Origin of the sequence: Aulosira sp. FACHB-615 (genome assembly GCF_014698045.1) — a bacterium.
In the GTDB taxonomy this organism is placed as follows: Bacteria; Cyanobacteriota; Cyanobacteriia; order Cyanobacteriales; family Nostocaceae; genus Nostoc_B.
In genome coordinates this window covers 14,893-26,765 of sequence record NZ_JACJSE010000020.1, presented here as the reverse complement: position 1 = coordinate 26,765, position 11,873 = coordinate 14,893, and the positions used below count along the sequence as shown (strand labels likewise).

Here is an 11,873-nt window from a genome sequence, read left to right as displayed (position 1 = left end):
GAAGATTGGGTGTAGGGGTGTAAGGGTGTGTGGCGTAAGGATTTTAGATACATATACCCCTGTACCCCTACGCCCATACCAAAACCCTTGATTTTTCGTTTTTATGCGTAAGTCCTATTGGAATCACAATTCAGTAGTGTCAATGTCAAATTTATTGATAATCGCATTAATTATTTCTTGTTCTACTCCTGTGGTTTGCTGGTCAAGTTGAGCAATTCTTTGGCATTGTGCCAACAGTGGGATTGCAAAATCACGGTTGAGTTGATTGAGGAGTGTATCTAATGGTTGCGGTGACTTGATATTGTTGGCGATCGCATCCAGGGAATTAGGGCTGAGGTTCAATGCTTGCAATTCTGGTAAAATTTCCTCCCAGGTTTTTTCGGGATGGCTGGCAAGAATCACATGAACGAGAATTTTATCCATGATGGCTTGTTGAGCGATCGCAGTTTCTAAGTAATTTTCACTTTCTGCTTTCAGGGTTGCCAAAGTTTCTGGTGATGTTAAGGAAACAGATTCATCTAGTTTGGCTTCGTAAAATCGACAAGCTGCATACCCTAGAGAATAGCTTAAGGCCGCATTAGAACTAGTGGCGATCGCTGCACCTGCAAACGGCACATTTCGCAGTAACGCCAATCCAGCAGCTTTTAACAAACGATTACCACCCAACCCCAAACCAAAAATTGTTAAAACTTCGCCTTTCCTGGCTGGATCTTTTAAATCTAAGTCGTAAGCAGCCGCAATTTTATACAGCATTTCCGATTGCAATTTCAGCGTCGCAGCTAAATCAACCGCTAATAATGCTGCTGCTACCCCTGGTAAAATACTACTGGCAAACCCAATCCCCCCAGCTTTGGTGGCTGTGTCTAGCATGATGCGGTGAGAAATCTGGCTAGGCGATTCCTGGGGATATTTTTGTTTAAGTTTGTTAACGGTGGTGGCGGCTTTTTCTAGATCAACATTTTCACTAGCACCAATCAGCCAATTCAGATTTAAAAAACCCGATAGCCTTCTAATCAGCCAATTTTGACTGAGGCGATCAACTATTTGGCCAGTAGTTTGAGTTGCTTGTCCAAATAACTTATGTGTTTGTTTAGCTGTGGCTACACCCACGCCCAAGGCTGTATCAAACAATGTTTTACCAGTCGTCGCCAAAGAGTCAAATAACGATGATTTCTCTTTAGCGGATGTTTGATTAGTGATTTCTACTTCTGGTTGTTTTTGGGGTTGGTTTGTCATTGTTATGCCAGTCGCTCTAATCTGTTTGTAGCGAAATCCAGACTAACTTGACATCTTCCAACAAGTACAAGTTTGAGTGTCGTACACTGAGCGACTTGTACCGAGCGAAGTCGAGGTAAGTCGAAGTGTGAGTGCTGAGTACTGAGTACTGAGTGAAAAACTTTTTGTCTACTCCCTGCCTCAACCGCTTAGTGGTAAGTAAAAAGGCAAAAATGAAGAATACTTTTGACTTTTGATTTTTTACTTTTGACTTCTCCGGCTTTGCCAAAGTGCCTCCGGTTGGTGAGCGTAGCCGAACCACTGCCTCCTGCTCAACCTAATTCCTTCACTGGTAGCTTGTAAAGCTTGTGATTAAAAGTTTCTAAGAAGTTGTTGTTTTGCAGAATTTCATAAAGACTGACATCTTGTTCTAGCAAACAGGCGTGGCCGCTATTGGGCAGGATGAAAACCTGAGATTTAGGTAAAATAGCAGCGATTCGCTTCACTTCTGTCACAGAAGGCAAAAGCCGATCGCTTGCACCAGCAATTAACAATACTGGTTGGGTGAGACGGCGTAATTTGTCATCGTCAACCTCAAATTCTCGCAATAAAGTCAATCGCCAATTTACTGTTACGGATGGGACAGAACGCATAGTTTTTAGCAACTCATAGCGATCGCTTCTGTCTAGGCGTTCTAAAGATGCCAGAAACGGTAATAAACCCAATGCACCAATATCATACAAAGATTCTGGTATTAAGCATGATAAATGGGATGCCCAATCTAAAAACGGACGCAGGCGAAAAGCTGAGGCGGGGTTAATCAAAATAATCCGTTTAAATAAATGCGGGGCTTTAGTAGCTACCTTCATCGCCAAGCAGCCACCAAATGATTCTCCACACAAATAAATTGACCTTTGGGAACTTTTCTCCAATTCTGCGTGAATTAAGTCCAAGACGTTATTAGTCAACTCTTCCCAAGTCGTTAAGTCTTTTCTGGGGATCGCCAAACAGCGAACATCAAAGCCTGCTTCTAGTCCCGATGTTTGCGATCGCAGTAACTCACCAGTACCATCCATTCCCGGTAAATAAACAAACAACGGATACTCTGGTTGGACTCGTTTCGGAGTCAGAAAACACGGCTTTAACTCAACTTCTGGCATTGTACAACTTTAATTTTCTTGAGGATTTTTATCGTTTTACCTGCATACAATTATTATCCTTTGAGATTTTTTTTTAAATGATTCCCATAAACAGACAAAAATTATCAGTTCAAAATAGTGAATTTAAGTTTTCGACAGTATTACAGGTAAAAGTCTGTTAAAATCATAACTCAGCTAATAAAAACTCACTTAAACCTGCAATCAAATTATTGTAAATATAATTTAGTCTTATATAAAGATTCTGTCAGATCATATTTAGCAATATATATCTAAAATCAGCAAAAAAATTACAATTAAAACACCAGCAAAGTCATCTTTAAAATTCTGCCGTGGTGTTGTATATCAATAACATCCTTGTTGTAGTAAATTTGCGATTTCACTGTGGCAGTGTTGTGTGAGTTCAGCTATAACTTTTCTGGCTTGTTTGCCGTGATATTGACTTTGATGATCGTTTGTAATCCAATAAGGGCGACCAATGAGTACAGCTACCCGTTGATATATCACTAATGGATGCCATCCATATTGGTTAAATAAAGGTTCGGAAGGGTCAAACAAACTCAACAGTTTTAGGGGAAAAGCTGTGGTGTTGACTTCTTCTAAAGAGGCGATCGCAATTGGTAAAATTGCTAAGTCTGGTACGCCAGTCCGCAACGCTAAATGGGCAAATCCGCGCTGAAATTCCCCCACCGCCGATGCTGGAGTTGATTGCACCATCGGTTCAGCCCCTTCAGGAAAAACGCCTACCATCTGCTTAGACTTTAATAGCATCTGTGATTGAGCAAAAAAGCTTTGCTGCCGATTCTCCACTGTTTCTAACGGAAAACAACCTAATTGTCCGGTGACAATTTCGCGCAAAATTGGCACTTGTCCCATGTAGTGATGACAAGCAAAACGAATCGGACTTGATAACGCCTTCATTAAAATCATGGCATCCATAAAGCTGCGATGATTGCTCACTATTAACAAACTTGCATCACGAGGAATGCGATCCTCGTAATAGCAAAACATTCGTGTGGAAAAAGTTGCTAAAAATAAGCGAGAAATATCTAAGGGGCTATTTAGACTCATATCTAAATATATTTTTGGGAAAATATCGTAGTTTATCTTGATTTAATTTTTACATTTCTTTACTGATACTACGACCCTCTTAGGATAGAAATGTCTTATCTATAAAAGCAAACGATTTTTCTATGTTTAGAGCGTTGTACTTTTGGTCACAATCTATGTAAGAAACAACCTCAGATCAACCTTATGAAATTCTCCTTTCTGTTTTTAGAGCCGAAATTAGCCAAATTTGTACTTATTACAAAACATTTCTGAACTCTAGAAATTTGCTAATATTAAGGTGAACTTTGAAAAAGAGATAGTAATGTAATATAATTGCGTAGTTTTGCCTTCATAACTAAGTATAAAACGTTTTAATAATTTGTTTTTTATTCTGCATGAACCTAGTGGATAAAACAGACCAGACATTTGCACTGACAACACCCCTTTACTATGTAAACGATGTCCCTCATATTGGAAGTGCTTATACAACCATCGCCGCAGACGTAGTGGCTAGATATCAGAGACTCAAGGGACATCGTGTCCTGTTAATTACAGGTACAGATGAACATGGGCAGAAAATTCAACGTTCAGCAGAGTCTTTAGGCAAAGCGCCCCAAGAATTTTGTGATGGGATTGTTCCCAGTTTTGTCAGCTTATGGGAGAAATTAAACATTCAATATGATCGCTTTAGCCGGACAACTGCGCCGCGACATGCAGCGATTGTTAAAGAATTTTTTGGGCGCGTTTGGCAAAAAGGCGATATCTACCAAGGGCAGCAAAAAGGCTGGTATTGCGTAGCCTGCGAAGAATTTAAAGAAGAAAGAGAATTATTAGATGGTAAGCGTTGCCCAATTCATACCAATAAAGAAGTTGAATGGCGAGACGAACAAAATTATTTCTTTCGCTTATCTAAATACCAAACTCAATTAGAAGAGTTTTATCAATCGCACCCAGATTTTATTCAACCCGAAAGCCGTCGTAATGAAGTTTTAAGCTTTGTCAGCCGAGGTTTACAAGACTTTTCCATTTCCCGGATTAATCTTGACTGGGGTTTTCCTGTTCCGACTGATCCTAACCAAACTTTATATGTCTGGTTTGATGCGCTGCTGGGTTATGTCACAGCATTATTAGAACCTGATGCTGAACCAACCTTAGCCAACGCTTTAGCAACATGGTGGCCGATTAACTTGCATTTAATTGGCAAAGATATTCTGCGGTTTCATGCAGTTTACTGGCCAGCAATGCTCATGTCGGCAGACTTACCTTTACCAGACAGAGTATTTGGGCATGGATTTTTGACCAAAGATGGGCAGAAAATGGGGAAGGCGCTGGGTAATACCCTTGATCCGATCGCTCTAGTTGAGAGATATGGTAGTGATGCCGTTCGTTATTACTTTCTTAAGGAAATCGAATTTGGCAAAGATGGCGACTTTAATGAAAGTAGATTCATCAACGTTTTAAATGCAGATTTGGCAAATGATTTAGGTAATTTGTTAAATCGCTCCTTGAACATGGTGAAGAAATACTGTGCTGGCAATCAAGTGTCAGTTTCAGATGAAACCATTTCTGCGGCAAATCCTTTGAAAACGATTGGTTTAAGTCTAGGGGAACAGGTACAACAAGCATATCAAGCACTAGCTTTTAACCAAGCCTGCGAAGCTGTTCTGTCATTGGTACAAGCCAGTAATAAGTTTATTGATGATCAAGCCCCTTGGTCACTATATAAACAAGGACAGCAGCAGGAAGTAGAAAAAGTGCTTTACGCAGTTTTGGAATCAGTTAGACTGTCAGCATATCTTCTTTCACCAGTTATTCCCAATATCAGTAGCGAAATTTATCAGCAACTGGGTTTTGGAATCAACTTTAACGAACAAAATCAAACAGCAACTGCTGCCCCATTTTCCATTCATTCCCAATGGGGGTTACTATCTAATAAACAACAGTTGGGGAATCCTCAACCAATTTTTAAACGCATAGAACCTCCGAAAAACGATTAGTTTTTTTAATTTCTTTCAGAACATTTTCTAATCTCTCAAATCTCTCAAAAAATTTATCGGGGCTGAACTTAAATCATTAGCCCCGGAAAATTATCATAAAACTCTCTAGCTAAAAGTCAAAGTTGGAAATTTGTATCAAAAATATCAAGATAAAAATGAGGTATGACAACAATGTTGAATAATTTAGAAAACGACTCGATATTTACGCCGGAACAAGTTTTAGAGAATCGAGGCCGAGTCGCTATATTTATTGATGGCTCAAATCTATTTTATGCGGCTTTGCAATTAGGAATTGAAATTGATTACACCAAGTTGTTGTGTCGTTTAACAGGTGGATCTCGGCTGTTGCGGGCTTTTTTCTACACTGGTGTCGATAGAACCAACGAAAAGCAGCAAGGTTTTTTGTTGTGGATGCGTCGGAATGGCTATCGCGTCATTGCCAAAGACTTAGTACAACTCCCAGATGGTTCCAAGAAAGCCAACTTAGATGTCGAAATCGCCGTTGATATGATGGCGTTGGTTGATTCTTATGATACGGCGGTGTTGGTGAGTGGTGATGGCGATTTAGCCTACGCTGTCAATTCTGTAAGCTATCGTGGTGTCAGGGTAGAGGTTGTGAGTTTACGCTCCATGACCAGTGATAGTTTAATTAATGTGAGCGATCGCTACATTGATTTAGAAGCTATCAAAGAAGATATCCAAAAAACCCCACGCCAAAGTTACCCCTATCGCCCCTTATCGGGAATGGGTTTTTTGGATGACCCAACAGACCATGACGGACATCTAGAAATTCAGGATACATGAAGCAGCAAGGTAGGCACATAGCAAAAATAAATTTTAGATTTCTGGGGGGAATAACAAATAAATCCCCCCACTTTCATGACTTGAGTTTTTGGAAGTTCCAATCAATTACAACCAAATGGTCTTACCTACTCTTGAGTTTACTGTTAATGCTCAGTTTAGGGGCTTGTGGTAAACCTGCAACCAACTCCAATCAAAATAATCAAGGTTCCTCGCCAGAAGATTCTGAGAGTAAATTAACTTTTTTTGATGTCACCCTAGAACAAGCCGATGAAGTTGGACGACCGCTTTGGACAGTCAAAGCCAAAAAGGCAAGATACACCAAAGAAAAAGAAATAGCTCAAGCCGAAAATCCTTATGGAGAATTATATCAAGATGGCAAAATAGTTTATCAAATTAAAGCCGACTTAGCAGATATTGAACAAGATGGTAAACGGCTATTTCTCAAAGGTAAAATTGTAGCCACAGACCCTACTAATGGTGTGGTTTTGCAAGGTAACGAAATGGAATGGCTACCCAAAGATGGTTTACTGATTATGCGGAATCAAATCAATGGTAGGCATAAACAGTTACAAGCCATAGCCCAAGAAGCACGAGTCAAAACCCGCGAACAAGTAGCCGAATTTATCGGTAAAGTCGTTGCTAATGCGACTGATCCCCAAATTAAAATGCGGACAGAACATTTAATTTGGCAGGTTAAACAAGAAAAATTAATTGGCGATCGCCCTTTACAATTTGAACGTTATAAAAATAATCAAATTACCGACCGTGGTCGCGGTAATTCTGCTGAATTTAACTTAAAAACTAAAATTGCTACCATCAACAAAAATGCCCAAGCAGATTTATTAGAACCACCAGTGCAGATCATTGGTAACTCTATGGTTTGGGATATGAATACAGAAAACATCAAAACAAATTCTCCTGTGCGGGTATTTCACCGGGCGGAAAAACTGACGGTGACGGGTAATCAAGCTGAGATGAAAATCCCCCAAAAAACAGTTTATGTAGTAGGAAATGTCAACGCCATCGGTCAGCGTCGTCAGTCTTTAACTTCTCAAAATTTAACTTGGTATCTCGATAAAAAATTATTAGAGGCGCAGGGAAATGTAGTTTATCGCCAAGCCAGCCCAGCCTTAACATTTAATGGAGATACAGCCGTTGGTAATTTGGAAACAGACAACATTGTTGTGAGTGGTGGTAAAACAGGTAATCGAGTCGTGACAGAAATTATTCCTGAATCACCAAAACCGAGGAATTAAAAGTAAAAAGGAAAAAGTGCGATCGCACGCAACCTACTATGATGCTGTGTAAGATGGCGATCGCTGATTTCATGTAAAATATTGCATAAATACGGGATGAGTTTGATCACGCAGAGACGCAAAACCTTTACGCGGGTTTTCAGGCGCGGGTGTTTTAGAAATTGTAGATGATTTTGATGGGGATACTTATAGAGCAATATACACTGTTAGGTTTGAAGGTGTGGTGTATTTATTACACGCTTTTCAAAAGAAATCAAAACATGGTATTGCTACACCAAAACAAGATATTGAATTAGTAGAAAAAAGATTAAAAGCAGCTAAAGAAGATTATTTACAAGAGACTCACAAAAGCGATGGTAATAAAGATGGACAACCAAAATAAAGTTACTAGTGGTAGTGGGAATGTATTTGCTGATTTAGGTTTATCTAATCCTGAAGAACGTTTAGTTAAAGCTGAACTGGCGATAAAAATTAGTGAAATTATTACTACTCAAAAACTAACTCAGGTTCAAGCGGCGGAAATTTTAGGTATAGATCAACCGAAAGTTTCTGCTTTAACTAGAGGTAAACTAAAAGACTTTTCAGTAGAAAGATTAATGAAATTTTTGAATATTTTGGGTAATGATGTAGAAATTAGAGTCAAACCTAAACCAGAAAATCGTACTTCTGCCTCTACTACTGTAGTTTGCTTTTAACCTTTGTGTGTTGCGATCGCTGATTTCATGTAAAATATTGCATAAATACGGGATGAATTTTCTCACGCAGAAGCGCAAAGGCACGGAGAGAATCAAGAGTTTTGTAATTATTGTGTAGGTTGGGTGTAGCGATAGCGTAACCCAACATTCTCAAGACTCTGTTGAGTTCCTAAAACTTTTTTTTTTGTTAAATTCATTTTTTTAACGAACCACAAAGGGCGCAAAGAGCGCGAAGAGAAGAAAAAAGTAATAACTGAACCGTATTGGTTTATATTTAGGGATTTTCATAAAAAAAATAGCTAATCGCTAGGTTTGAAAATCACCAATAATTAGCTATTAATTATAGTTTTTTAACTACGGCATAGCATCTATTTTTTGCCTTTTGCCTTTTACCTTTTGCCTTATTTACGGTTGATTTGGTGCAGTACAAGCACTATTAAAACCATAGGCTTCTTGCCAATGTTTTACAGTTCCTTTACCGATGGGAAAGACTTTGGTATCACCATTGGCAAAAGTTAACCGAACGCGGACTTCTTTGGGTTGAGCTTTGCGTAAAATGTTAGCAGCATCGGCATTAATAGCAAACAAAGTATCTGACATATACCAAGTGTTGCTATATGAAACATTTTGATTGTTTTCATATTCGGTATATGTATATTTGCCAGAAAAGCCTCTGACTTTGCTATTAGGGCTAGGAGTTAATTGCAGAATTTGACCATCAATACCTAACTCGATGGTGGTGGGGGCGATTTGTTCTAATGTTGCTTGGCCATCGGCTGGGGCGGTTTGGACGACGACTTTAGCAAAACAGCCTTCAATTTTGCTTCCCCACAGAGACACAACTACAAATCTGCCAGGACGAGGGCCGCTAAAGGGACTTTTAATTAAACTGCTTAAAGGGTCTTCACCGTGGGCATCAATAACTACTTTGCCTAAAGCGGAATTGACTAGGGTATCTTGGATATTTACGAGTTTACTAAAAGGCAAACCACCGCCAGCCCAAGGCATCCCATTCACTGTATTGAGTTTATCTTCATCGATCGCAGTTTGGGCGATCGCTTGTTCACCAGCAAAATTTAGCAAACTTGGCAATAGTAATACAGTTACAAGACTAAGATTTAAAATTTTTTTCATCTGAAAAAATGTGTAAATTAAAATGTTTTATTCTAAATTTTGCCATCTTTAGCAAATTCTACCAGGGCAAGAACCTGCGGCTCCGCCAGAACCATTGATTACTGATGGTCTGCCAATGGCGGGAACATTAGCCGATGCAGGTTTATCTTTTGGTTGAGAAATCGGTATTGCTAATTTCAAAGTTCTCACAGCTTTGGAATTAACAAAGATGTTGATAGGAATGCCTAAATTAAACCCAACTTTTTCCCCGTCGGATCTCGCACCTCGTCCGTGAATCCCAATTAAACGGCCGTTGTCATCTAGCACAGGGCCACCACTCATTCCGCGATAAGTCGTGTTGCTATAAATTAAGGTGTAACCTTCTTTATCTTGTGAATTAGTCCCAATAATTTGTCCCACTGGTACTAACACAGTACGGTTTTCAATGCCGTGTAATGGTTCTGGTGCGCCGGATACATATACTGTTGTGCCTTCCCTGGTGGCATCAGAATTGCCAAAAATCGCCACGTTGTAGGCTTGATCGCTGTTAAACTGTAAAATTGCTAAATCTGCCTCTGGAACACGGGTGATAGACGTGGGTTGAATTTGATATTGGGTCTGACCTCTTGTTTGGATGGTGTAAGTTCCTGGCGCATCAACAACATGCCAATTAGTCAGCACGCTGTAGGTTTTGCCTTTGCGGTAAATAATCACTCCAGAGCCAAGTTGCGGGCCACTAATCATGACAGTAATATTTTGAGCAAGATTAGTGACATCCTGTGCAGTTAAAGATTGAGCAATTTCTGGTTGCGTAAAGGCGATCGCTACCCCGACAATTGCTGTTGTAAATCCACGATTAAGTCTCATAATCTCACACCAATGTAAAAAATGATGACGGTAGATTGACAGAACGTTAGACATCTTAAATCCAAAATTTTTCGCCCGCTAATCAGCTTGACTAAATACAGTAGTAACTGTAGTGTTTTCGGCTTTTGGCATCATCTGTCTCACCTTTGTCATCGGTACAGCCCAACTGAGGCGAATAATCATTTGATGCAATCTTGCATCAACTTTAGAACCATCAGCAAATACTGATGGTTGATCCCACAATGGATAAGCTTGCATTCCATTGATTCCCACCACTTGACCCCGAACATTTAATAAAGGGCCGCCACTCATCCCGTTTTTAATATTGTTGGTGTAGCCTAGTTGATAACCGCCCTCTAAAGGTTTGGCTAGAACTAAACTCACCTTGCCTGTGGTAAAGGCCAAGCTTTGTTTTTTACCGCGTTCTTCCACAGCCGGATAACCCGCAGCAAATACTTCATCTCCTGATGCGGGAAATGCACCAGGAGATGCTATTGCATAGATACTGCCTGCACTTTTGAATTGCAACACAGCTAAATCGTTTTTTCCGAAGTTTAAGTTTTGAGGTAAATTAGCTCTATAAATCCTACCATCTGGCGCTTGTACACGATAGGGAGGATCACCAGCTTGTAATACATGAGCATTGGTCAGTACTGTATATGTTGCACCACTACGCCGCAACAAAATACCGGAACCCAAAAAATCTTGAGATAGAACTTTGACAGTAATTGAGCGAGCAATGTAATTTGGTGTAGGAATACTGACAACTGGTGCTGATGCCGACAAAATCACGGAAATACTGCCAAGACAGACAACCAGTGTCAACGGAGAACCATTCATTGGGGTTTACAACAGATAAAAAATAGCGATCGCATTATTCATTAATATCTTGATTAATATCGCTATTTTGGTCATTTGTCGCGTTATTTAAATATGTATCAAAATCAATGTTCAATGAGTCTCCCCCACTTTCATTCAGAACATTCCCCGCGACTAACCCCCGACGATTCATCAGTCTTCTCAAAGTTGCTTTCGCATTACTACCACGTTTGAGAGTAAACAACAAAGAACTATCAGTACAAGGCGCACTTTGATTTACCGCCGCACACACTACAGGTTGTCCGCGCAAAGTACCTGTTTTAATGTACTTGAGTCTGCCATTGTCATAACTTCTTTGAAATCTCCGCGACACTTCATAACAACGACGTTCTGAGTTCCATTCTCTAGGAAAGTAATCTTGAGATGACCATTGAATCATCGGGACTTTCCTACCATCTTGAGTTTGAGCAACTGTCACAGGTACACCTTGACGCTTTTCACACTTAAAAATCGTCCCGCCTGCATAACTAGGCTGGTCAATAGTTGCAACCATACTCAACGCCGCTACAGAAGAGACTCCGATTCCCATCAAGCCTTGGCCAAACAACCTCAATTTCATGGTTAACACCTAACTTCCTCAAAAATATCAGGTATCTTACTGAAAGTGTAAAACATCATTGACCGTAAAATCACGGTGATAGTTCCCACTAGAAAATAAATTTAACTTAAACCGAGTTTCCCTGAGTATGAGCAAAGTCTTGTTTTAGATAGGGATTTGCTTTAATTAACTACTGAAATTTTCATGTGTGTACCGATCAGCAAGTGTATTCTTGAGCTAATTCATAGCAATGACATATAAAAAACACACCTTGGTCACAATGTTGAAATATATTAACCGCA

Annotated in this window: 11 protein-coding genes and 1 pseudogene; 5 read left to right on the top strand and 7 right to left on the bottom strand. The window is 39.8% G+C overall.

The window, feature by feature from the left end; all coding sequences use genetic code 11:
- Positions 1–123: 123 nt before the first annotated feature.
- From H6G77_RS24575 to H6G77_RS24565, 3 genes are all read right to left on the bottom strand, one after another.
- Positions 124–1,236 carry a hypothetical protein gene (locus H6G77_RS24575; protein ID WP_190872980.1) on the bottom strand — a complete coding sequence of 371 codons (1,113 nt, stop codon included), beginning with the start codon at positions 1,234–1,236 and terminating at the stop codon, positions 124–126.
- 311 nt (positions 1,237–1,547) lie between these two features.
- The gene (locus tag H6G77_RS24570) at positions 1,548–2,375 is read right to left on the bottom strand and encodes an alpha/beta fold hydrolase (protein WP_190872979.1); all 828 of its coding nucleotides are present in this window, start codon (positions 2,373–2,375) and stop codon (positions 1,548–1,550) included.
- A gap of 342 nt (positions 2,376–2,717) precedes the next feature.
- Positions 2,718–3,443: a 1-acyl-sn-glycerol-3-phosphate acyltransferase gene (locus H6G77_RS24565; RefSeq protein ID WP_190591336.1), complete on the bottom strand. Its 726-nt coding sequence runs from the start codon at positions 3,441–3,443 to the stop codon at positions 2,718–2,720.
- A 374-nt stretch (positions 3,444–3,817) separates the two neighbouring features.
- Here H6G77_RS24565 and metG point away from each other — a divergent pair, with 374 nt between their 5' ends.
- From metG to H6G77_RS24540, 5 genes and pseudogenes are all read left to right on the top strand, one after another.
- Positions 3,818–5,419, top strand: a complete 1,602-nt coding sequence (metG, locus tag H6G77_RS24560; protein WP_190872978.1) for a methionine--tRNA ligase — start codon at positions 3,818–3,820, stop codon at positions 5,417–5,419.
- A gap of 171 nt (positions 5,420–5,590) precedes the next feature.
- Positions 5,591–6,223, top strand: coding sequence for an NYN domain-containing protein (locus tag H6G77_RS24555; RefSeq protein WP_015112605.1), 633 nt, complete (start codon positions 5,591–5,593; stop codon positions 6,221–6,223).
- A complete protein-coding gene (gene lptC, locus H6G77_RS24550) occupies positions 6,220–7,479 on the top strand; it encodes an LPS export ABC transporter periplasmic protein LptC (RefSeq protein WP_190872977.1) in 1,260 nt (419 codons plus the stop codon). Before H6G77_RS24555 ends, lptC begins: the two co-directional genes overlap by 4 nt.
- Positions 7,480–7,603: 124 nt before the next feature.
- Positions 7,604–7,861: pseudogene (locus tag H6G77_RS24545) on the top strand (type II toxin-antitoxin system RelE/ParE family toxin); the annotation flags it as partial.
- Positions 7,845–8,174 carry a helix-turn-helix domain-containing protein gene (locus H6G77_RS24540; protein WP_190872976.1) on the top strand — a complete coding sequence of 110 codons (330 nt, stop codon included), beginning with the start codon at positions 7,845–7,847 and terminating at the stop codon, positions 8,172–8,174. The pseudogene H6G77_RS24545 and the gene H6G77_RS24540, both read left to right, overlap by 17 nt.
- A 405-nt stretch (positions 8,175–8,579) precedes the next feature.
- Here the strand turns inward: H6G77_RS24540 and H6G77_RS24535 are convergent, their stop codons facing one another.
- From H6G77_RS24535 to H6G77_RS24520, 4 genes are all read right to left on the bottom strand, one after another.
- Complete coding sequence (locus H6G77_RS24535; protein ID WP_190872975.1) at positions 8,580–9,308, bottom strand: hypothetical protein; 729 nt, start codon at positions 9,306–9,308, stop codon at positions 8,580–8,582.
- 48 nt (positions 9,309–9,356) lie between these two features.
- On the bottom strand, positions 9,357–10,154 hold the full coding sequence (locus H6G77_RS24530; RefSeq protein ID WP_190591332.1) for a serine protease: 798 nt from the start codon (positions 10,152–10,154) through the stop codon (positions 9,357–9,359).
- A gap of 78 nt (positions 10,155–10,232) precedes the next feature.
- The gene (locus tag H6G77_RS24525) at positions 10,233–10,994 is read right to left on the bottom strand and encodes a serine protease (RefSeq protein WP_190671136.1); all 762 of its coding nucleotides are present in this window, start codon (positions 10,992–10,994) and stop codon (positions 10,233–10,235) included.
- A 34-nt stretch (positions 10,995–11,028) separates the two neighbouring features.
- Entirely contained in the window at positions 11,029–11,592 is a 564-nt protein-coding gene (locus tag H6G77_RS24520; protein WP_190591330.1) for a COP23 domain-containing protein, read from the bottom strand.
- Positions 11,593–11,873: the final 281 nt, after the last annotated feature.